Origin of the sequence: Salmonella sp. SAL00670, from assembly GCF_046552235.1 — a bacterium.
In the GTDB taxonomy this organism is placed as follows: Bacteria; Pseudomonadota; Gammaproteobacteria; order Enterobacterales; family Enterobacteriaceae; genus Salmonella; species Salmonella enterica.
Genome location: NZ_JBGDUO010000007.1, coordinates 203,714 through 225,443 on the forward strand (window position 1 = coordinate 203,714; position 21,730 = coordinate 225,443).

Genomic DNA, 21,730 nt, shown 5'->3' on the forward strand with positions numbered 1-21,730 from the left:
TTAAAAACTTATCAACAAATCATTAATAATAAATAAACAAACGTTCATGGACTGGCACGCTAAATAAATTTCGTTTTCACACTGGAATTCACTTATGAAAAATGAAAAGAAAAAATCGGGAATTGAACCGAAGGTTTTTTTTCCGCCATTAATAATTGTCGGGATACTTTGCTGGCTAACAGTCAGAGATCTTGATGCCGCTAACGTCGTTATTAATGCGGTATTCAGTTATGTCACCAACGTCTGGGGTTGGGCATTTGAATGGTATATGGTTGTCATGCTCTTCGGCTGGTTCTGGCTGGTTTTTGGCCCCTATGCCAAAAAGAGATTAGGTGACGAAAAACCGGAGTTTAGCACCGCCAGCTGGATTTTCATGATGTTCGCCTCCTGTACATCCGCTGCAGTTCTGTTCTGGGGCTCTATTGAGATCTACTACTATATCTCCACCCCGCCGTTCGGCCTGGAACCAAATTCCACAGGCGCGAAAGAGATAGGTCTGGCGTACAGCCTGTTCCACTGGGGGCCGCTGCCGTGGGCAACCTATAGCTTCCTTTCCGTGGCCTTCGCCTACTTCTTCTTTGTACGCAAGATGGATGTCATCCGCCCCAGCTCCACGTTGGTACCGCTCGTCGGTGAAAAGCATGCGAAAGGGTTGTTCGGTACCATCGTCGATAACTTCTACCTGGTGGCGCTGATCTTCGCGATGGGCACCAGCCTCGGTCTGGCTACCCCGCTGGTCACCGAGTGTATGCAATGGCTGTTCGGTATTCCGCATACGCTGCAATTGGATGCCATCATCATTACCTGCTGGATCATTCTGAACGCGATTTGCGTGGCCTGCGGCCTGCAAAAAGGGGTCAGAATCGCCAGCGATGTGCGTAGCTACCTGAGCTTCCTGATGCTCGGCTGGGTGTTTATCGTCAGCGGCGCCAGCTTCATCATGAACTACTTCACCGACTCCGTCGGGATGCTGTTAATGCACCTGCCACGGATGCTGTTCTATACCGACGCCATCGGTAAAGGCGGCTTCCCACAGGGCTGGACCGTTTTCTACTGGGCGTGGTGGGTTATTTACGCCATCCAGATGAGTATCTTCCTGGCCCGTATTTCCCGTGGTCGTACCGTACGTGAACTGTGCTTCGGGATGGTGATGGGCCTGACCGCGTCTACCTGGATCCTGTGGACAGTGCTGGGCAGCAACACGCTGCTGCTGATGGATAAAAACATCCTCAACATTCCGCAACTGATTGAGCAACACGGCGTGGCGCGCGCCATTATCGAAACCTGGGCCGCCTTGCCGCTCAGCACCGCCACCATGTGGGGCTTCTTCATCCTCTGCTTTATTGCCACCGTCACGCTGATTAACGCCTGCTCTTACACCCTGGCGATGTCGACCTGTCGTGAAGTTCGCGATGGTGAAGAGCCGCCTCTGTTAGTGCGTATCGGCTGGTCAGTGCTGGTCGGCATCATCGGTATCGTTCTGCTGGCGCTGGGTGGGTTGAAGCCGATTCAGACCGCGATTATCGCCGGAGGATGTCCGCTGTTCTTCGTCAACATTATGGTGACGCTGTCCTTTATTAAAGACGCCAAGGTGCACTGGAAAGACAAGTAATTCTTATTAACCCAATTGATCAAGAGGCTGAAAGATGGATTTCAACTTAAATGACGAACAGGAGCTGTTTGTCGCCGGTATTCGCGAACTGATGGCCAGTGAGAACTGGGAAGCTTATTTTGCCGAGTGCGATCGTGACAGCGTCTACCCTGAGCGTTTTGTAAAAGCGCTGGCGGATATGGGTATTGATAGCCTGCTGATCCCGGAAGAACACGGCGGTCTGGAAGCGGGTTTTGTTACCGTCGCCGCCGTCTGGATGGAGCTGGGACGTCTTGGCGCGCCAACTTACGTGTTGTACCAATTGCCAGGAGGTTTTAACACTTTCCTGCGTGAAGGGACTCAGGAGCAAATTGATAAAATCATGGCGTTCCGGGGCACCGGTAAGCAGATGTGGAACTCTGCTATCACCGAACCGGGAGCGGGATCGGATGTTGGTAGTCTGAAAACCACTTATACACGCAAAAATGGTAAGGTTTATCTTAATGGCAGTAAGTGCTTTATCACCAGTAGCGCCTATACCCCGTACATCGTGGTCATGGCGAGAGACGGTGCATCGCCGGATAAACCGGTTTACACCGAGTGGTTTGTGGACATGAGCAAAGCGGGTATCAAGGTCAACAAACTGGAGAAACTCGGTCTGCGCATGGATAGCTGCTGTGAAATCACCTTTGACGACGTTGAACTGGACGAGAAAGACATGTTCGGTCGGGAAGGTAACGGCTTCAACCGCGTGAAAGAAGAGTTTGACCATGAACGCTTCCTCGTCGCGCTGACCAACTACGGTACCGCAATGTGCGCTTTTGAAGACGCTGCGCGTTACGCGAATCAGCGCGTGCAGTTTGGTGAAGCTATTGGCCGTTTCCAGCTGATTCAGGAGAAGTTTGCGCATATGGCGATCAAACTGAACTCCATGAAAAATATGCTGCTGGAAGCCGCGTGGAAAGCGGATAACGGCACGATTACCTCCGGCGACGCGGCAATGTGCAAATACTTCTGCGCCAACGCCGCGTTTGAAGTGGTAGACACCGCCATGCAGGTACTGGGAGGTGTTGGTATCGCGGGCAACCACCGCATCACGCGTTTCTGGCGTGACCTGCGCGTTGACCGTGTTTCTGGTGGTTCTGATGAAATGCAGATCCTGACGTTGGGTCGTGCGGTACTTAAGCAATACCGCTAATCGATCCCTTGTAGGCCTGATAAGACGCGGGGCGTCGCCATCAGGCAATCATGCCGGATGGCGCTGTGCTTATCCGGCCTACATACCGCAAAAAATGCCAGGAGAAAAATGATGAATCATTTACCAATGCCAACCTTTGGCCCGCTTGCTGGGGTACGCGTTGTTTTTTCAGGAATCGAAATCGCCGGTCCATTCGCCGGACAGATGTTCGCCGAATGGGGCGCCGAGGTTATCTGGATTGAAAACGTCGCATGGGCCGATACCATCCGCGTACAGCCTAACTACCCGCAGCTCTCACGCCGCAACCTGCACGCCCTGTCGCTGAATATTTTCAAAGATGAAGGTCGGGAAGCGTTTCTGAAACTGATGGAAACTACCGATATTTTCATTGAAGCCAGTAAAGGCCCGGCCTTTGCCCGCCGTGGTATTACTGATGAAGTGCTGTGGGAACATAACCCGAAACTGGTCATTGCCCACCTTTCCGGCTTCGGCCAGTATGGTACCGAGGAGTACACCAATCTTCCGGCGTATAACACCATCGCGCAGGCATTCAGTGGTTATCTGATCCAAAACGGCGACGTTGATCAGCCGATGCCAGCCTTCCCGTATACCGCCGATTACTTCTCCGGGATGACCGCGACGACAGCCGCGCTGGCGGCCCTGCACAAAGTACGCGAAACGGGTAAAGGTGAAAGCATCGATATCGCCATGTACGAAGTGATGCTGCGCATGGGTCAGTACTTCATGATGGACTACTTCAACGGCGGCGAAATCTGTCCACGTATGACGAAAGGGAAAGACCCCTACTACGCTGGTTGCGGCCTGTATAAATGCGCCGATGGTTACATCGTCATGGAGTTGGTCGGCATCACGCAAATCAACGAGTGTTTTAAAGATATTGGCCTGGCCCACATTCTCGGTACGCCGGAAGTTCCGGAAGGCACGCAGCTCATCCATCGCGTGGAATGCCCTTACGGCCCGCTCGTCGAAGAGAAACTGGACGCCTGGCTGGCAACACACACTATCGCCGACGTTCAGGCGCGCTTTGCTGAGCTGAATATCGCCTGTGCGAAGGTGCTCACCATTCCGGAACTGGAAGGTAATCCGCAGTACGTTGCCCGCGAATCGATTACTCAGTGGCAAACAATGGACGGTCGCACCTGTAAAGGGCCGAACATCATGCCGAAATTTAAAAACAACCCAGGGAAAATCTGGCGTGGCATGCCGTCACACGGCATGGATACCGCCGCCATTCTGAAAAACATTGGTTATAGCGAAGCAGATATTAAGGAACTGGTCGGCAAAGGCCTGGCCAAAGTTGAGGATTAAACGCGATGCGCTAATCGGTTTTCCGGTTAGCGCTCACGCCTGATTTCAGTGGATAAAGCAATATGGATATCGTTGGCGGACAAAACTTACGTCAGATGTGGGACGACCTGGCCGGGGTGTACGGAGATAAAACGGCGTTAATTTTCGAATCCTGTGAGGGAATCGTTCGGCAGTTTAGCTATGCTTCGCTCAATGAAGAGATTAACCGCACGGCGAACCTTTTTTATTCCTTAGGGATCCGCAAGGGTGATAGGGTCGCGCTGCATCTGGATAACTGTCCGGAATTCATCTTTTGCTGGTTTGGACTGGCAAAAATCGGCGCCATTATGGTGCCGATTAATGCCCGCTTACTGGGCGAAGAAAGCGCCTGGATCCTGCAAAACAGCCAGGTGAGTCTGCTGGTTACCAGCGCCCAGTTTTATCCTATGTACCGTGAAATACGCCAGGACAATAGCACTCCGCTTAATCATATCTGTCTGATTGGCGAGCAGCTTCCGGCTGACGATGGCGTGAGCCACTTTTCCCAACTGCAAGCACGTCAATCGGCCACGCTGTGCTATACGCCCGCGTTATCCACTGACGATACGGCGGAAATTCTGTTTACCTCAGGCACCACCTCGCGTCCAAAAGGGGTGGTAATTACCCACTACAACCTGCGTTTTGCAGGCTACTACTCTGCCTGGCAAATCGCCCTGCGCGATGATGACGTGTACATGACGGTGATGCCCGCTTTTCATATCGACTGCCAGTGTACCGCCGCAATGCCAGCCTTTTCCGCCGGCAGCACCTTTGTGCTCCTGGAAAAGTACAGCGCCCGGGCATTCTGGGATCAGGTACGTAAATATCAGGCGACGGTGACCGAGTGCATTCCGATGATGATCCGCACGCTGATGGTCCAGCCCGCCGCACCAACGGACAGGCAGCATCACCTGCGCGAAGTGATGTTCTATCTCAATTTATCCGAGCAGGAAAAAGACGATTTTACCGAACGCTTTGGCGTCAGGCTGCTGACCTCTTATGGTATGACTGAAACCATTGTCGGAATTATTGGCGACCGTCCCGGAGACAAACGGCGCTGGCCTTCCATTGGTCGCGTGGGTTTTAGCTATGAAGCTGAAATTCGCGACGATCAAAATCGCCCGCTGCCCGCCGGAGAAATTGGCGAAATCTGTATTAAAGGCATCCCCGGCAAGACTATCTTCAAAGAGTATTACATGCAGCCGGAGGCTACCGCCAAAGCGCTGGAACCTGAGGGCTGGTTACATACCGGTGATTCGGGCTATCAGGATGAGGATGGCTATTTTTATTTCGTCGACAGGCGCTGCAACATGATTAAACGCGGCGGAGAAAATGTCTCCTGCGTCGAGCTGGAAAATATTATTTCTGCACATCCGAAAATTCAGGACATTGTGGTGGTCGGTATTAAAGATGCGATCCGTGATGAAGCCATTAAAGCGTTTATCGTCCTTAATGAAGGTGAAACATTAAGCGAAGCCGAGTTTTTCAGCTTTTGCGAAAACAATATGGCGAAATTCAAGGTTCCCTCTTTTATGGAGATCAGAACCGACCTGCCGCGCAACTGTTCAGGAAAAATAATCAAAAAAAATCTGAAATAAACCTTCCGGCAGGAATCCCTCCCGCCGGGAAACTATTTATCTGGAGATGAACTATGAGTGAGTCATTACATCTGACCCGTAACGGCCCGATCCTGGAAATTACCCTCGACCGACCTAAAGCGAATGCCATTGATGCCAAAACCAGCTTTGCAATGGGTGAAGCTTTTCTTAATTTCCGTGACGATCCGGAATTACGCGTAGCAATCATTACCGGCGGCGGGGAGAAATTCTTTTCTGCTGGCTGGGACTTAAAAGCGGCAGCGGAAGGTGAAGCGCCGGATGCCGATTTTGGTCCCGGCGGCTTTGCCGGTTTAACCGAAATATTTGACCTCGATAAGCCGGTTATCGCCGCGGTGAACGGCTACGCGTTTGGCGGCGGTTTTGAGCTGGCGCTGGCGGCGGACTTTATTGTCTGCGCCGAAAACGCCAGCTTCGCGCTGCCGGAAGCAAAGCTCGGCATCGTGCCTGACAGCGGCGGCGTTTTGCGCCTGCCTAAGCTGTTGCCGCCGGCTATCGTCAACGAAATGGTAATGACCGGCAGACGAATGAGCGCCGAAGAAGCGCTGCGTTGGGGAGTAGTGAACCGCGTTGTCAGCCAGAGCGAACTGATGGATAGCGCGCGCGAACTGGCGCAACAACTGGTCAATAGCGCCCCGCTGGCTATCGCGGCGCTGAAAGAGATTTATCGCGCGACCAGCGAAATGCCGGTAGAAGAAGGCTACCGCTACATCCGCAGCGGCGTACTGAAGCATTATCCGTCGGTACTGCATTCAGAAGATGCGCTCGAAGGACCGCAGGCATTTGCCGAAAAACGCGCTCCGGTGTGGAAAGGTCGTTAATGTGACTATGCCGGATGGCGCTTCGCTTATCCGGCCTACAGCACATGCGCAACCGTAGGCCGGATAAGGTATTTACGCCGCCATCCGACAAAAAAACCGAGGTACAACTATGAGCTATTACGCCTTTGAAGGACTGATCCCGGTGGTGCATCCGGACGCGTTTGTCCATCCCAGCGCCGTGCTGATTGGCGATGTCATCGTGGGCGCCGGTGTTTATATTGGCCCACTCGCGTCATTGCGTGGGGATTATGGTCGCCTGATCCTGGAGGCCGGCTCTAATCTGCAGGATGGCTGCATTATGCATGGCTACTGCGATACCGATACCATCGTGCATGAGAACGGCCATATCGGCCACGGCGCTATTCTACATGGCTGCGTGGTGGGACGGGACGCCCTGGTCGGCATGAATAGCGTCATTATGGACGGCGCAGTGATTGGCGAAGAGAGCATTGTCGCCGCCATGAGTTTTGTCAAAGCCGGATTTCAGGGTGAGGCAAGGCAACTGCTGGTGGGATCACCGGCGCGCGTACTACGCCAGGTTACGGACCAGGAGCTGCACTGGAAACGCCTCAATACCAAAGAATATCAGGATCTTGCGATCCGTTGTCGAACGGGGTTATCTGAAACGAAGCCGTTAACGCAGGTCGAAGAAAACCGGCCACGCCTGAAAGGCACGACGGACGTGAAGCCAAAATCAGCACAGTAATTGATGCCGGATGCGCTCACGCTTATCCGGCCTACGCGTCAATTACCGTTTACCCCGCCAACAGGTTAAACAGACAATTAGCGACGCATACTCTTGGAGAGCATCATCTGCCATTTCTGCTCACGGTTTAGCTCTGTGGGGGGAACGGCAGACAGCCGCGGCGCTTTCGCCACGCTCACTTTTCTTTCCTGCAAATTATGATTCAATCGGCGATAGAGTTGAGAGTCGATACTCACGACTTTCACCAGACGCTGGCACTGGCAGCCTCGTCCTGCAATTTGGTTAGGGATCATCTTCACTTCACAAACAATTTCCCCCACTTCTGACAGAATATAGGAGAGCGTATTAATTGCTTTGCAATGTTCAATATCAAATTGACGGGAAATCTCCCTGGCAGTGATCCATCGGTTCTCTGCCATCATCCAGTCAGCAATTAACAAATAAAGCGGTCTTTCAACATATTTTTCACACATAAGCACACCATTTCACAAATTAAAAATCTGGCTACGGCCTGTCCAAACTAATAAAAACTAAGCCATATTAAAATTGTGGATATGCAAGATAGTATGCGACTTAAATATTGATTAGTGTGAGCAATATCGTGCTTATTACATTGAAAATGTGGTTACGGAAACGGACTTCTCCAGGAATGACCTTACGCAAGATAAAAAAAGGGTTTCTTTACAGAAACCCTTTCAACATTATATTACAGGTCCGGTTAGAGCAATATCCGCCGGACCCTTTGTTTACGACTTTTTGATCTGCGCGTGCATTTCCTGCACCGAGGTTACCTTCTCGGTGGCATCGGCATTGAGCGCCATCGTCGTGGCAAAACCGCCGTTCAGCGTGGTGTCATAATGCACTTTATACTGCAGCGCGCTGCGGCGAATCACCCTGGAGTCTTCAATCGCGCGGCGGCCTGCGGTGGTGTTGATGATGTAGGTATATTCGCCATTCTTAATACGGTCCTGAATGTGCGGACGACCTTCGTGCACCTTGTTCACCAGACGCGGGTTGATACCAGCTTCGCCCAGCACAATCGCCGTACCGTGGGTGGCATCCAGCTCAAAGCCCTGTTTCAGCAGCTTAGCGGCGAGATCCACCACGCGCTCTTTGTCGCCTTCGCGAACGGAGAGCAGCGCACGGCCCTGTTTCTTCATGGTGGAGTTACTGCCCAGCTGCGCCTTAGCGAACGCTTCCGCGAAGGTACGGCCCACGCCCATCACTTCCCCGGTGGAGCGCATTTCTGGCCCTAACAGCGGGTCAACGCCCGGGAATTTGTTAAACGGCAACACCACTTCTTTCACCGAGTAGTACGGCGGGATAATTTCTTTGGTCACGCCCTGCTCGGTCAGCGATTTGCCGGCCATCACGCGCGCCGCCACTTTCGCCAGCGGCACGCCGGTGGCTTTGGAGACGAACGGTACGGTACGCGCCGCACGCGGGTTGACTTCAATCAGGTAGACTTCGTTGTCCTTGACCGCAAACTGCACGTTCATCAGGCCGCGCACCTGCAACTCGAAGGCCAGCTTCTGCACCTGCTGGCGCATCACGTCCTGAATTTCCTGGCTCAGCGTGTAGGCCGGCAGGGAACAGGCGGAGTCGCCGGAGTGTACGCCCGCCTGCTCAATGTGCTCCATAATGCCGCCAATCAGCACCATTTCGCCGTCGCAGATAGCGTCCACGTCCACTTCAACCGCGTCATCAAGGAAGCGGTCCAGCAGCACCGGCGCATCGTTAGAGACGCTGACCGCCGTCTGGAAGTAGCGACGCAGGTCGGCTTCGTCATAGACAATTTCCATCGCCCGACCGCCCAGCACGTAAGAAGGACGTACCACCAGCGGGTAGCCGATCTCTTTCGCTTTTTCGACAGCCTGTTCAATGGCGGTGACGGTGGCGTTGGCCGGTTGCTTCAGCTTCAGACGGTCAACCGCATGCTGGAAGCGTTCACGGTCTTCCGCGCGGTCGATGGCGTCCGGGCTGGTGCCGATAACCGGCACGCCTGCCGCTTCCAGCGCGCGCGCCAGCTTCAGCGGGGTCTGGCCGCCGTACTGCACGATAACGCCTTTCGGCTTCTCGATGCGCACGATTTCCAGCACGTCTTCCAGCGTCACCGGCTCGAAGTACAGACGGTCGGAAGTGTCGTAGTCGGTGGAGACGGTTTCCGGGTTACAGTTGACCATGATGGTCTCGTAACCGTCTTCGCGCAGCGCCAGCGAGGCGTGTACGCAGCAGTAGTCAAATTCGATACCCTGGCCGATACGGTTCGGGCCGCCGCCGAGGACCATGATTTTATCGCGGTCAACGGACGGGTTCGCTTCGCACTCATCTTCATAAGTGGAGTACATGTAGGCGGTATCGGTGGCGAATTCCGCAGCGCAGGTATCCACGCGTTTGTAAACCGGGTGCAGGTCATACTGGTCACGCAGCTTACGGATTTCCGCTTCGCGTACGCCCGCCAGTTTCGCCAGACGCGCATCGGCAAACCCTTTACGCTTCAGCTGACGCAGGAAGTCGGCGTTGAGGCCGGTAATACCGACTTCAGCCACTTTCTCTTCCAGACGCACCAGTTCTTCAATCTGTACCAGGAACCAGCGGTCGATGTTGGTCAGGTTGAACACGCCGTCGACGGAGAGGCCTGCGCGGAAGGCATCGGCGATATACCAGATACGATCCGCGCCCGCGTCTTTCAGCTCGCGGCGGATTTTGGTCAGCGCTTCCGGGTCGTCGAGGCTGACTTTCGGGTCGAAGCCGGTGGCGCCCACTTCCAGGCCGCGCAGCGCTTTTTGCAGGGATTCCTGCTGCGTGCGACCAATCGCCATCACTTCCCCGACCGATTTCATCTGGGTGGTCAGACGGTCGTTAGCACCGGCGAATTTCTCGAAGTTAAAGCGCGGAATTTTGGTGACAACGTAGTCAATAGACGGCTCAAACGACGCCGGCGTACGGCCACCGGTGATGTCGTTCATCAGTTCGTCGAGGGTGTAACCTACCGCCAGTTTGGCCGCCACTTTGGCAATCGGGAAACCGGTGGCTTTCGACGCCAGCGCCGAGGAGCGGGAGACGCGCGGGTTCATTTCGATAACGATCAGACGACCGTTTTTCGGGTTCACTGCGAACTGGACGTTAGAACCGCCGGTTTCGACGCCGATTTCACGCAGTACCGCCATCGAGGCGTTACGCATGATTTGGTATTCTTTGTCGGTCAGCGTCTGTGCCGGGGCCACGGTGATGGAGTCACCGGTGTGGATACCCATCGCATCGAAGTTTTCGATAGAGCAGACGATGATGCAGTTGTCGTTTTTATCACGCACCACTTCCATCTCGTACTCTTTCCAGCCGATCAGCGATTCATCAATCAGCAGTTCGTTGGTTGGCGAGAGATCCAGACCGCGTTCGCAGATTTCTTCGAACTCTTCACGGTTGTAAGCGATACCGCCGCCGGTGCCGCCCATGGTAAAGGAAGGACGGATGATGCACGGGAAGCCCACGTCAGCGGCAACCGCCAGCGCTTCTTCCATAGTGTGTGCGATACCGGAACGCGCGGTGTCGAGACCAATTTTCTTCATCGCGATATCGAAGCGACGACGGTCTTCGGCTTTATCAATGGCGTCGGCGGTGGCGCCAATCATGGTGACGCCGAACTCTTCCAGCACGCCCTGCCGCTCCAGCTCCAGCGCGCAGTTCAGCGCGGTCTGGCCGCCCATGGTCGGCAGCACCGCATCCGGACGCTCTTTTTCAATGATTTTGCGCACCACTTCCCAGTGAATCGGCTCGATGTAGGTGGCATCGGCCATTTCCGGGTCGGTCATGATGGTGGCCGGGTTGGAGTTCACCAGAATAACGCGGTAGCCCTCTTCGCGCAGGGCTTTACACGCCTGAGCGCCGGAGTAGTCAAACTCACACGCCTGACCGATAACAATCGGGCCCGCGCCCAGAATCAGGATGCTTTTTATATCTGTACGTTTTGGCATGGCTCTTATTACTCCTGATTATTTCGCGGACTGACAGTATTGCTCAATAAGCTCGATAAAGTGATCGAACAGCGGCGCCGCATCGTGCGGGCCGGGGCTGGCTTCCGGGTGTCCCTGGAAGCTGAACGCCGGTTTGTCGGTACGATGAATACCCTGCAGGGTGCCGTCGAACAGCGACTTGTGGGTCACGCGCAGGTTGGCGGGCAGCGAGTCTTCATCCACCGCAAAGCCGTGGTTCTGCGCGGTGATCATCACCACGTTTCGGTCCATATCTTTTACCGGATGGTTGCCGCCGTGATGGCCGAACTTCATCTTAACGGTCTTCGCACCGCTCGCCAGCGCCAGCAGCTGATGGCCGAGGCAGATGCCGAACACAGGAATGTCGGTCTGGAGGAATTTCTTAATCGCCTCGATGGCGTAGTCGCACGGAGCCGGGTCGCCAGGGCCGTTTGACAGGAAGATGCCGTCCGGATTCATTTTCAGCACCTCTTCAGCAGAGGTTTGCGCTGGCACCACCGTCAGGCGGCAGCCGCGATCCACCAGCATACGCAGGATGTTGCGCTTCGCGCCGAAATCATAGGCCACCACATGGAACGGCAGGTCATCCTCAGATTTCGCTTCCGGTAAACCGTCTTTCAGCGTCCAGCTACCCTGCGTCCAGCGGTAAGTTTCCGCCGTGGTCACTTCTTTCGCCAGATCCATACCGTTAAGTCCAGGAAATGCTTTCGCTTTTTCCAGCGCCAGCTTCGCATCCGGGCTATCGCCTGCAATGATGCAGCCGTTCTGTGCGCCTTTCTCACGCAGCAGTCGGGTCAGCTTGCGGGTATCGATATCAGCAATCGCCACGATGTTATGGCGTTTGAGGTAAGAAGAGAGGTCTTCTGTGTTACGAAAGTTGCTGGCAATCAACGGCAGATCGCGAATCACTAAACCTTGCGCATGAACCTGAGAAGATTCTTCATCGGCTTCATTGGTGCCGACATTACCAATATGGGGATAAGTAAGAGTGACGATTTGGCGGGAATAGGAAGGATCAGTGAGGATTTCTTGATAACCGGTCATTGAAGTATTGAAAACGACTTCCCCAACCGCCGAACCTGTTGCCCCTATGGCCCGACCGTGAAACTGGGTTCCGTCTTCCAGAACCAATAGCGCTGACTTAATCAAAACACCCTCCAGAGAATATTCACTCACTTTATTTGCATATTAATTCATTCAGTCAGTATGAAGCAATGCAAATTTGCTTACCCGTGGATTTCTGGCAAACGGCGGCATTCTGAAGTTAAGCCGGATAAAAGTCAACTTAAAGCGGGTATTTTTTATGTTATTTTGCACATTATAAGTAAGTTATTCTGTTTAAGAGGCAAAAAGATCAACTAAGTGACGATAGAAAACGCTTGCGCTTCCTTGAGTTCGCAAAAAACTGGCTGTCATGATAAAAAGTGGACCAAATGGTCAAATTTCACATTAAAACAACAAAAAACAACGATAAAAATTCATTTAATAGCCATTAATGTTATTAAATTAATAAAAATTCAAAATTAAGAAAATTAAAAACAAAAATAACTTAAAAATCAACTTGTTATAAAAAGAAAAAATCAAATCAAACGCATCATAAAATCACAAAAAAACAGCAAGTTAAGGCAATATAATGATAACTCAAATTTAGATATTAATATCTAACTTCTTTTTCTTTAAGACAGGCGCATACGATTGGACCACAAACAGCCTCACTACAGCATAAAAAAGCTAACTTATTGAAGCAAAATAGATAAAACGATCCCGTGGAACAGCACTAACCCCCCAATGGATATCAGTCTTATCAGTCTGGTCGAGGTGCCTTTTGCATACGGTAAGCCACTGCGGCAGAACATGCCGTGGGCGAAGAAACTGTCGAAACATGAATGGCGAAAGGCGTTATTTATCTGACCGAATAACCGGGGGGCAAAAAAACAAAAGGGCAATAATATATTGCCCTTTGTAATCAATTAATCTTGATTACCACAACCACATCACGAAGGTATTTAGTCGCTATAATACATCCAGCCCCAGCACGTCCCGCATGTCAAATAGCCCATTTTTCTTCGTTTTTAGCCATAATGCCGATCGCAACGCGCCATTTGCAAACGTCATGCGGCTGGAAGCTTTATGCGTAATCTCTACGCGCTCGCCGATATCGGCAAACATCGCGGTATGTTCGCCGACGATGTCGCCCGCGCGTACGGTCGCAAAGCCAATCGTGCCCGGTACGCGCTCGCCGGTATAACCTTCACGCGAGTAGACCGCGCAGTCCTTCAGATTTTTATCCAGCGCCCCGGCGATTGCCTCGCCCATTGCCAGCGCCGTACCCGACGGTGCATCCACTTTATGGCGGTGGTGCGCTTCAATAATTTCAATATCGCTATAGTCGCCCATTACCTTCGCGGCTTTCTCCAGCAGCTTGAGCATGACGTTAACGCCGACGCTAAAGTTTGCGGCGAAAACGATCGCAATCTCTTGCGACGCCTCGCGAATGGCCTGTTTACCGGCGTCGTCAAAGCCGGTAGTACCAATCACCATCCCTTTACCATGCTGGCGGCAAAACGCCAGATGCGTCAACGTGCCTTCCGGACGGGTAAAATCGATGAAAACGTCAAAATCATCTTTTACCGCCTCAAGGCTGCTTTGAACGATCACGCCGGACTTTCCCGCCCCCGCCAGTTCGCCAGCATCGCTGCCCAGCAAGGAAGAGCCTTCGCGCTCCAGCGCGGCACCCAGCTGAACACCTTCCATCGCCATGGCGGCCTGGATTAACTGCCGTCCCATGCGGCCACCGGCGCCGGCAATGGCGACGCGGATTTGTGCTTCATGCATAGCTATTCTCTTTTGTAAAAATTGCGTAAACCGTTTTCAGAGTAACCAGCGCGCCCGGAGGCCGCCATCTAAAATCGCCGATAATTAGAAATTAATGATAAACAGGGAGCGATATCAGTAAAAGACATGATTCATCCCGCAGGATGAATCATTGCTGGAGAGAATGAAAGAAGAGAAACTTACTCAGAATAGAGGGAACCGGCAGAAAAATGACTTAAAAACCAGGTCACTGCCAGTAAATCCGCGCTACCGCCAGGGCTTAAGTTACGCAGAATGAGTTCATCATCGAGGGACTGCATCGCTTCAATGCCCCCCTCAACCAATACGCCCCCTTGCCACAACAATTTTTGTGCCTGCTGCTGCACGTAGTAAAGCCCTTCCAGGCCTCCCCGTGACACCAGATTGGTATCATCATTCCACGCCATCAGATGCAACAATGTTTGCAGCAGGGCAAGATGGGTATCGTCATGCTCCTGCACGACCCGGTTAAACACCGGCAAAGCCTGCGTTCTGACGGTTCGAAAACCGCTTTCCGCTTCTCCCCGCGCGCCCGACAGGCCATAGCACTGGAAATGGGTTTCACTCTTTGTCAGTTTTCCCGCTTTTTTTGCTGAGAGCTCGTGGGCAACAATATTCCGACTCAGGCGGGCAACCTGGTCGCAGATACGATTTTGCTCCAACGGTTCTCCCCGCGCGAGAAGTCGACCAATCGCTGCGCTCAGCAGGCCAAAAGCGAAAATCGCCCCGCGATGGGTATTCACACCATTGGTCGCCTGTAGCATATCGTTCTCACAGGCCATCCCCAGCGGACGCAGCATCACCAGGACATTTTCTGCCGCCAGCGCCGCCGTGTTGTTGCCCATGATAAAAAACTTTTCCATCCATGGAGCAATGGCGGTAGTGCTACGTTCAAATGCCGCCAGATCCATATCCCTATGCGCTCCCGAATTACGAATATCGACCAGACCGGGTTTTGGTGTCAGCCTGGCTTCCGTCAGCAGCGCTCTTGCAACCAACCCATTAAGTTCGCCAGCCGCCAGCGATGAGTACGCTGGCGTACGCCGTTCAGTCACAACGCTCACGTTCATAGCATTCAATCCTTCGTGCAATTTCATCCAACAAAAGGTCAAGGGTGTGATGCTTGCCCCGGGCACAGAGATGAGCATCCTGCTGGCATATCAAACATGGCCGGGCAGGATGCCCGAGTTCACGGCGTGATAGCGACTTACCGTCGCTATCAATAATGTCGATGTCCCAAAGCCGCCCTAACGGATGGCTCATCTCTAGTGTCGACATGTGCTGTTTCAACGCCATTGCCGGCGCACAGACCGCTGCCATCCATTCCGGGCCGCTGCGTTCATTTACCTGCATTTCCCAGACGTTGACCCACTCCTTCTGTTCGCAAAGCGCCAGTATTTCGGCAATTGCGTAATCGGCGACACGCCGCCAGACCGCTGAGTTTTTAACGGCGCCCGGTGCAACCAGCGTGAGGGAAATCAACGGTAGCCGATAGCAGTTCAACGCCTGACGCTGCCTGGCGGCACGTTTATCGCGCGCTTGTAGCATCTCCTCCAGCGTAACTGCCTGGCCCTGGTACAGCAGGTCTGTGCCCTTCATCAGCCTTTAACCTGGCGAATCACGTCAATCACTGAACCGTCGCGATAACGCACCACAGCCACCACCCGATCGGTAAACTCAATCGGCTGCGGTTTACCGGTCAGTTGCTCAGCGCGCTGTTGCAGTTGTTCGATGGTCATCAGCGCCACGCCCGCAGCACGCAGGTTATCAAGCAGATCCTGACGCGCAGGGTTCACTGCAATACCATGGTCGGTAACCAGCACATCAACACTTGCCCCAGGCGTGACGGTAGTCAGCACTTTTTCCACCACACATGGGATTCGGCCACGGACCAGCGGTGCGGTAATAATGGTGAGATCGGCCCCTGCTGCCGTATCGCTATGGCCGCCCGATGCGCCACGCAGTACGCCGTTTGAACCGGTCATCACGTTAACGTTGAAATTCACGTCAATTTCCAGCGCGCTCAGCATCACCACATTCAGGCGTTCGCATGCCGCGCCTTTAGAGGCGGGGTTCGCGTATTGATTGGTTGAGATTTCAATATGATGTGGATTCTGCGCCAGCGAACGGGCTGCATCGCCATCGAATGATTGCGTATCCAGCAGCGCTTTGATCAACCCTTTCTCATGCAGATCCACCATGGTGCCGGTGATCCCGCCCAGGCCAAAACTCGCCGTAATGTTGTGGCGACGCATTTTGTCTTCCAGGAAACGGGTGACCGCCAGAGATGCGCCACCGGTGCCGGTTTGCAGCGAGAAACCGTCACAAAAATAACCTGAGTGTTCGATCACATTAGCCGCCTGCCGGGCGATCAACAGTTCACGCGGGTTGCTGGACAGACGAATCGCGCCCGCGGTGATCTTTTCCGGATCCCCTACTTCGTCCACCTGTACGATCAAATCAACCTGATCCTGCGCGATACTGGCCGGATAATTGGGAAATTCGACCCACTCTTCAGTCAGGAGCACCACACATTTAGCATACTGCGCATCAACCTGCGCATATCCCAAAGAGCCGCAGCGTGACTTGCCGCTAAAGCCGTTAGCATTACCAAATTCATCGCAGCACGGCACGCCGAGGAAAGCGACATCAATATTCAGCTCACCGCTCTGAATCAGCTTTACGCGGCCGCCGTGAGAGTGGATCTGTACCGGGTTTTCCATCAGGCCAGCGGAGATCTCTTCCCCTAACTTGCCGCGCAGCCCGGAGGTGTAGATCTGCCGCACCACGCCATTTTTAATGTGTTCGATAAGCGGCCAGTGGGCATCAATTAATGAGCTGGAGGCAAGCGTCAGATCGCGGAATCCCATTTCCGCCAGCTTCGCCATCACCATATTGACAACTTTGTCGCCACCACGAAACGCATGGTGGAAGGATATCGTCATGCCATTTTTAAGCCCGGAACGACGGATAGCCTCTTCAAGCGAGTCACAAATTTTACGCCGACGCTTTTCCGTTTCACTGGCAAGCCACGGGCTGTTCGCTGTTACCCCCTGGTAGGGCTGTAATCCTTCCGGTACGACATATTGCTGGTTGAGCATGGTTACAGTCTCTTTCATGGTTCCTTCCTTAATCACGAATACCGGAAGCCGACAGCGCCACCACTTTACGCGCGTGGTCGATAATCGGGCCGTCAATCATTTTGCCGTTGAGTGAAACGACGCCCAGACCGCGAGACTCAGCCTCTTCAGCGGCGGCAATCACCTCATACGCATGCTCAACTTCTTTACGTGTCGGAGAATAAGCCTGATGTAATAGCTCAATCTGACGTGGGTTCACTAAGGACTTACCGTTAAAACCAAGCCCTTTCGCCAACTGCACTTCCTTCAGGAAGCCTTCTTCATTATTGATATCCGACCAAACGACATCATAGGCGGCAATACCCGCAACGCGCGCCGCATGCAGCACTGCGCAGCGGGCGTAGAACAGCTCGGTGCCATCGCCCCGGCTGGTGCCCATATCCATCACGTAATCAAATGCCGCCAGCGCAATTGCCACCATGCGCGGGCTGGAGGTGGCGATGTCGACGGCATTGACCACGCCTTTCGCTGATTCGATCGCCGCCATCAGCCTGGTACTGCCGACCTCGCGTCCACATTCACGTTCGATCCGTTCGACCTGCGCTTCCAGCTCCAGCACATCGTTTTTGCTGTCGGTTTTCGGCAGACGCACGATATCCGCGCCACCACGCACGACGGCTTCAAGATCGGCCAGACCAAACGGCGTGTTCAGTGGATTAATGCGCACCACTTTTTCAACATCCTGATAGAACGGATGTTGAAGCGCGTGATGGACTAAAAGACGGGCGGTATCTTTCTCACGTAACGCTACGGCGTCTTCTAAGTCGAACATCACCGCGTCCGCACCGTAGACAAACGAGGTGCTCAACATGGCCGCATTTGCGCCGGGGATAAACAACATACTGCGACGTGGTCTCATAACGCACTCCATTGAATTTCCGTTTGTTCTGCAGCGCGTAACGCCGCCGCCTGCACTCGGGCGCGTAAAATGCACTCCAGCGCGCCTTTGTCATCGACGCTAACCAGCGCGCGTTCAACGCCCAGCTTCGCCAGCGTTTCGCGCACCACCTGCTCAATCGCCGCGCCAAACTGCTGCTTCACCAGACTCTCTAGCTCCAGCCGAATTCCTGGCTCGCTGGATGGACCAATCCTGATCATCACATCGCTGGATTCCAGCGTGCCTGCCAGGGCATCTTTAATGATTTTCATTAGTTATGTTCCTTGTTAACGGTGTTACGTCATATGGTTTCAGTGTGTCTGGCGGCATGCCGCTGCAGATATGCCAGGGTGCCAGCAGGCACCAGCGCGCTTATTGCCGACCAATTACGTTCGCTATACAGTTTTCTGACGCGAGAGGCGGAAATAGCCGCGCCGTTTTTCTCCACCCGCGCCAGCTCGACGACCTCAATAACCGGGCCGCTACGCTTCGGATCGTGCAAAATGTCGTGCATTCGCTGGTTATAGGCACAGGTCAGAGGACAAAACGGTTCACTGCCGACAAAACGATGGGTAATCCCCAGCGCTGGAGCCAGATGTTCACGGAAGAGTTGCAGATCGATCTGGCAATGGCAGTCGTCCACAACCCCTTTTTCTTTGAGGAAATAGCCGGGAAACGTCGCACGCGAGATCATATAAGCGGAGCCGGAATGCAACGTGACGTTGTCAATGCCCGCGATTCCTTGTTCGATCAGCGCCCAACGGTCGGTATAGGAAAAAAATGAAGCATCTTCTTTGACTACAAACAGATGCAACCAGTCACAGGCCGCAGCCGCTTGCTCCACCAGATAACGGTGGCCCAATGTAAACGGATTGGCGTTCATGACGATGGCGCCGATCGTTTTTCCCGGTTGACGATAAAGCGCCAGTTGGCGACAAAAGCGCGCTAACCGTTCACTGCTGTTCTCCATTAACACCGCCAGCTCACCTGCCTGCGCAATGGGCCAAAACCCCGCGCCAGAAAACAGCAACCGATTTTGCGGCTTAGTGAACAGGAAAAGCTCGCTGCGGTTTAACTCGTAGGCCAATGTAAGCAGCTCGGTCAGCAGTTTGAGGCTGAGCCCTTCCCCTTGTAAAACCGGGGAAACGGCGATGCATTTCAGTACGCTCCCGGCCAGAGAACCGCACCCGACTATCTCACCCTGCCAATATGCGCATACCGCGATTTCACAATCGTCTTCCAGGGCGAGTCCCACGCCCTCCAGAAACATGGCGACCGACTCGCGACGCAATACATCCTTTTGCAAATAAATGCGTTTAAATATTAGATTCACTCTATTCTGCATCCGTCAGCAAATAACGTCGCATATTTCGCCAGCGTTTGTATTACTCGTCTGGAATAGACATCACACTTTCCCCCTTGCTTTTATAAGCTTTATGGTTTTTATTTCCTTAATTAACCAGAGTTAATAAAAATAATTAAATTAATTAAAAACACAACCATTCAGTGAAGATAGTCACATCTCATGGTTCATTGAATTTATTAGTATGCGCGGGTCTTGTTACCCATCAATACACAGGAAAATGTTTATGACCAACATGACCCAGGCTTCGGCGACGGAGAAAAAGGGGGCTAGCGATTTACTCAGATTCAAAATCTTTGGTATGCCGCTACCGCTTTATGCCTTTGCATTAATTACTTTATTACTTTCTCATTTTTATAATGCTATACCGACTGACTTAGTAGGTGGTTTTGCCCTTATGTTTGTGATGGGGGCCATTTTTGGTGAAATCGGCAAACGTTTACCGATCTTCAATAAATATATTGGCGGCGCACCGGTTATGATATTTCTGGTTGCAGCTTATTTTGTCTATGCTGGCATATTTACGCAGAAAGAAATTGATGCGATCAGCAACGTAATGGATAAAAGCAACTTCCTTAACCTGTTTATCGCAGTGTTGATCACAGGCGCGATCCTGTCGGTAAACCGTAAGCTGCTATTAAAATCACTGCTGGGCTATATCCCAACCATCCTCGCCGGGATTGTCGGCGCGTCCCTTTTCGGTATCGTCATTGGTCTGTGCTTCGGTATCCCGGTCGACCGTATCATGATGCTGTACGTTCTGCCGATTATGGGCGGTGGTAACGGCGCGGGCGCCGTGCCTCTGTCTGAAATTTATCACTCGGTTACCGGACGTTCTCGCGAAGAGTATTACTCAACGGCTATTGCTATTCTGACCATTGCGAATATCTTCGCCATTATTTTCGCCGCCCTCCTCGATATGATAGGCAAAAAATACACCTGGCTTAGCGGTGAAGGTGAGTTGGTTCGTAAGGCTTCCTTCAAAACCGAAGATGATGAAAAGGCCGGTCAGATTACCCATCGTGAAACGGCGGTTGGCATGGTGTTATCCACCACCTGCTTCCTGCTGGCCTATGTCGTTGCCAAGAAAATTCTGCCAAGCATCGGCGGCGTCTCTATTCACTACTTCGCCTGGATGGTTCTGATTGTTGCTGCGCTGAACGCATCAGGTCTTTGCTCACCGGAGATTAAAGCCGGGGCGAAACGTCTTTCTGACTTCTTCTCCAAACAGCTACTGTGGGTGCTGATGGTAGGTGTGGGTGTTTGCTACACCGATCTGCAAGAGATCATCGATGCCCTGACGTTCGCGAACGTCGTTATCGCCGCAATCATTGTGGTCGGCGCTGTCGTTGGCGCAGCTATCGGGGGCTGGTTGATTGGCTTCTACCCGATTGAATCATCCATTACTGCGGGTCTTTGTATGGCCAACCGCGGCGGCTCCGGCGATCTGGAAGTGCTCTCCGCCTGTAACCGTATGAACCTCATTTCATATGCACAAATTTCCTCTCGTCTGGGCGGCGGTATTGTGCTGGTTATCGCTAGCATCGTGTTCAGCATGATGGTGTAAAAAAACGCACGGCGGTGTCTTTGCCGCAAACGACCTGGAGAAAAGTAGAGGCCAAAGCCAGAGGTGGCCAAGGGAAATCCACTCTACTCCTTAGCCGGATTCACCAGGAAGGCTGTCGTCAAGGCCACCGTCGTGCCTCTCATTATGGAAAATGATTCATGAACGAAGCTGTACTACTGGGTGAAGGTTTCACCCTGATGTTTTTAGGGATGGGGTTCGTACTGAGCTTTCTGTTCCTGCTCATCTTTGCCATTCGCGGCATGTCTGCCGTGATTACTCGCTTCTTCCCGGAACCCGTCGCCGCGCCCGCACCGCGCGCCGTTCCCGTCGTGGACGACTTCACCCGCTTAAAGCCGGTGATTGCCGCCGCCATTCACCATCACCGCCACCACGTTTAATTTCCCGGAGGGATCCATGACCATTGCCATTACCGACGTCGTCCTGCGTGACGCCCACCAGTCTCTGTTCGCCACCCGCCTGCGCCTTGATGACATGCTGCCGATTGCCGCCGCGCTCGATGACGTGGGCTACGGGTCGCTGGAGTGCTGGGGCGGCGCCACCTTTGACGCCTGTATCCGCTTTCTCGGCGAAGACCCGTGGCTGCGCCTGCGCGAACTGAAAAAAGCCATGCCCAAAACCCCGCTGCAGATGTTGCTGCG

18 protein-coding genes and 1 pseudogene are annotated in these 21,730 nt (G+C 53.2%); 9 read left to right on the forward strand and 10 right to left on the reverse strand.

All coding sequences use genetic code 11. The features are described from left to right. The first annotated feature begins 94 nt into the window (after positions 1–94). The 6 genes from caiT (at position 95) to caiE (ending at position 7,279) form a co-directional block, all read left to right on the forward strand. Positions 95–1,612 (forward strand): L-carnitine/gamma-butyrobetaine antiporter, encoded by a 1,518-nt coding sequence (caiT, locus tag ACLJRS_RS20335; RefSeq protein ID WP_000787073.1) that lies wholly within the window; start codon positions 95–97, stop codon positions 1,610–1,612. 34 nt (positions 1,613–1,646) lie between these two features. Continuing rightward, positions 1,647–2,789: a crotonobetainyl-CoA dehydrogenase gene (caiA, locus tag ACLJRS_RS20340; RefSeq protein WP_000347134.1), complete on the forward strand. Its 1,143-nt coding sequence runs from the start codon at positions 1,647–1,649 to the stop codon at positions 2,787–2,789. A gap of 111 nt (positions 2,790–2,900) precedes the next feature. Further along, positions 2,901–4,118, forward strand: coding sequence for an L-carnitine CoA-transferase (gene caiB, locus ACLJRS_RS20345; RefSeq protein WP_001016212.1), 1,218 nt, complete (start codon positions 2,901–2,903; stop codon positions 4,116–4,118). 62 nt (positions 4,119–4,180) lie between these two features. Further along, a complete protein-coding gene (gene caiC, locus ACLJRS_RS20350; RefSeq protein ID WP_000355801.1) occupies positions 4,181–5,734 on the forward strand; it encodes a crotonobetaine/carnitine-CoA ligase in 1,554 nt (517 codons plus the stop codon). A 53-nt stretch (positions 5,735–5,787) separates the two neighbouring features. Then, positions 5,788–6,573, forward strand: a complete 786-nt coding sequence (gene caiD, locus ACLJRS_RS20355) for a crotonobetainyl-CoA hydratase (RefSeq protein WP_000004381.1) — start codon at positions 5,788–5,790, stop codon at positions 6,571–6,573. 109 nt (positions 6,574–6,682) lie between these two features. After that, complete coding sequence (caiE, locus tag ACLJRS_RS20360) at positions 6,683–7,279, forward strand: carnitine operon protein CaiE (protein WP_000122863.1); 597 nt, start codon at positions 6,683–6,685, stop codon at positions 7,277–7,279. Positions 7,280–7,356: 77 nt separating this feature from the next. On the opposite strand, the gene caiF is transcribed toward caiE, so the two are convergent. The 10 genes from caiF to citC form a co-directional block, all read right to left on the reverse strand. After that, positions 7,357–7,752, reverse strand: a complete 396-nt coding sequence (caiF, locus tag ACLJRS_RS20365) for a carnitine metabolism transcriptional regulator CaiF (RefSeq protein WP_000333324.1) — start codon at positions 7,750–7,752, stop codon at positions 7,357–7,359. Between the two features lie 273 nt (positions 7,753–8,025). Then, on the reverse strand, positions 8,026–11,253 hold the full coding sequence (gene carB / locus ACLJRS_RS20370) for a carbamoyl-phosphate synthase large subunit (protein WP_001126307.1): 3,228 nt from the start codon (positions 11,251–11,253) through the stop codon (positions 8,026–8,028). Between the two features lie 18 nt (positions 11,254–11,271). Further along, positions 11,272–12,420, reverse strand: coding sequence for a glutamine-hydrolyzing carbamoyl-phosphate synthase small subunit (carA, locus tag ACLJRS_RS20375; protein ID WP_000597275.1), 1,149 nt, complete (start codon positions 12,418–12,420; stop codon positions 11,272–11,274). Positions 12,421–13,284: 864 nt separating this feature from the next. Beyond that, complete coding sequence (dapB, locus tag ACLJRS_RS20380; protein WP_000544032.1) at positions 13,285–14,106, reverse strand: 4-hydroxy-tetrahydrodipicolinate reductase; 822 nt, start codon at positions 14,104–14,106, stop codon at positions 13,285–13,287. Between the two features lie 179 nt (positions 14,107–14,285). Further along, positions 14,286–15,194 (reverse strand): triphosphoribosyl-dephospho-CoA synthase CitG, encoded by a 909-nt coding sequence (gene citG / locus ACLJRS_RS20385; RefSeq protein WP_001103239.1) that lies wholly within the window; start codon positions 15,192–15,194, stop codon positions 14,286–14,288. Next, a complete protein-coding gene (gene citX / locus ACLJRS_RS20390; RefSeq protein WP_000679050.1) occupies positions 15,172–15,723 on the reverse strand; it encodes a citrate lyase holo-[acyl-carrier protein] synthase in 552 nt (183 codons plus the stop codon). The genes citG and citX overlap by 23 nt, the downstream gene beginning before the upstream one ends. Further along, positions 15,723–17,243 (reverse strand): citrate lyase subunit alpha, encoded by a 1,521-nt coding sequence (gene citF, locus ACLJRS_RS20395; RefSeq protein ID WP_000665573.1) that lies wholly within the window; start codon positions 17,241–17,243, stop codon positions 15,723–15,725. The genes citX and citF overlap by 1 nt, the downstream gene beginning before the upstream one ends. A gap of 10 nt (positions 17,244–17,253) precedes the next feature. Continuing rightward, on the reverse strand, positions 17,254–18,123 hold the full coding sequence (citE, locus tag ACLJRS_RS20400) for a citrate (pro-3S)-lyase subunit beta (protein ID WP_001247811.1): 870 nt from the start codon (positions 18,121–18,123) through the stop codon (positions 17,254–17,256). Then, the gene (citD, locus tag ACLJRS_RS20405; protein ID WP_000691461.1) at positions 18,120–18,413 is read right to left on the reverse strand and encodes a citrate lyase acyl carrier protein; all 294 of its coding nucleotides are present in this window, start codon (positions 18,411–18,413) and stop codon (positions 18,120–18,122) included. The genes citE and citD overlap by 4 nt, the downstream gene beginning before the upstream one ends. 29 nt (positions 18,414–18,442) lie before the next feature. After that, the gene (gene citC, locus ACLJRS_RS20410) at positions 18,443–19,486 is read right to left on the reverse strand and encodes a [citrate (pro-3S)-lyase] ligase (protein ID WP_001181453.1); all 1,044 of its coding nucleotides are present in this window, start codon (positions 19,484–19,486) and stop codon (positions 18,443–18,445) included. Between the two features lie 244 nt (positions 19,487–19,730). Between citC and citS the strand changes: the two genes are divergently transcribed. From citS to ACLJRS_RS20425, 3 genes and pseudogenes are all read left to right on the forward strand, one after another. Next, positions 19,731–21,071, forward strand: a complete 1,341-nt coding sequence (citS, locus tag ACLJRS_RS20415; protein ID WP_000183602.1) for a citrate/sodium symporter CitS — start codon at positions 19,731–19,733, stop codon at positions 21,069–21,071. A gap of 158 nt (positions 21,072–21,229) precedes the next feature. After that, positions 21,230–21,469, forward strand: coding sequence for an oxaloacetate decarboxylase subunit gamma (locus ACLJRS_RS20420; protein WP_001001154.1), 240 nt, complete (start codon positions 21,230–21,232; stop codon positions 21,467–21,469). 16 nt (positions 21,470–21,485) lie between these two features. Continuing rightward, a pseudogene (locus ACLJRS_RS20425) lies at positions 21,486–21,730 on the forward strand (oxaloacetate decarboxylase); the annotation flags it as partial.

Coding starts and splice junctions, on each gene's coding strand:
- caiF (WP_000333324.1), bottom strand. CDS start 7,752: ATGTGTGAAAAATATGTTGAAAGACCGCTTTATTTGTTAATTGCTGAC.
- caiD (WP_000004381.1), top strand. CDS start 5,788: ATGAGTGAGTCATTACATCTGACCCGTAACGGCCCGATCCTGGAAATT.
- caiC (WP_000355801.1), top strand. CDS start 4,181: ATGGATATCGTTGGCGGACAAAACTTACGTCAGATGTGGGACGACCTG.
- carB (WP_001126307.1), bottom strand. CDS start 11,253: ATGCCAAAACGTACAGATATAAAAAGCATCCTGATTCTGGGCGCGGGC.
- citE (WP_001247811.1), bottom strand. CDS start 18,123: ATGAGACCACGTCGCAGTATGTTGTTTATCCCCGGCGCAAATGCGGCC.
- citS (WP_000183602.1), top strand. CDS start 19,731: ATGACCAACATGACCCAGGCTTCGGCGACGGAGAAAAAGGGGGCTAGC.
- citF (WP_000665573.1), bottom strand. CDS start 17,243: ATGAAAGAGACTGTAACCATGCTCAACCAGCAATATGTCGTACCGGAA.
- caiB (WP_001016212.1), top strand. CDS start 2,901: ATGAATCATTTACCAATGCCAACCTTTGGCCCGCTTGCTGGGGTACGC.
- citC (WP_001181453.1), bottom strand. CDS start 19,486: ATGCAGAATAGAGTGAATCTAATATTTAAACGCATTTATTTGCAAAAG.
- dapB (WP_000544032.1), bottom strand. CDS start 14,106: ATGCATGAAGCACAAATCCGCGTCGCCATTGCCGGCGCCGGTGGCCGC.
- caiE (WP_000122863.1), top strand. CDS start 6,683: ATGAGCTATTACGCCTTTGAAGGACTGATCCCGGTGGTGCATCCGGAC.
- citD (WP_000691461.1), bottom strand. CDS start 18,413: ATGAAAATCATTAAAGATGCCCTGGCAGGCACGCTGGAATCCAGCGAT.
- citX (WP_000679050.1), bottom strand. CDS start 15,723: ATGAAGGGCACAGACCTGCTGTACCAGGGCCAGGCAGTTACGCTGGAG.
- caiA (WP_000347134.1), top strand. CDS start 1,647: ATGGATTTCAACTTAAATGACGAACAGGAGCTGTTTGTCGCCGGTATT.
- citG (WP_001103239.1), bottom strand. CDS start 15,194: ATGAACGTGAGCGTTGTGACTGAACGGCGTACGCCAGCGTACTCATCG.
- ACLJRS_RS20420 (WP_001001154.1), top strand. CDS start 21,230: ATGAACGAAGCTGTACTACTGGGTGAAGGTTTCACCCTGATGTTTTTA.
- caiT (WP_000787073.1), top strand. CDS start 95: ATGAAAAATGAAAAGAAAAAATCGGGAATTGAACCGAAGGTTTTTTTT.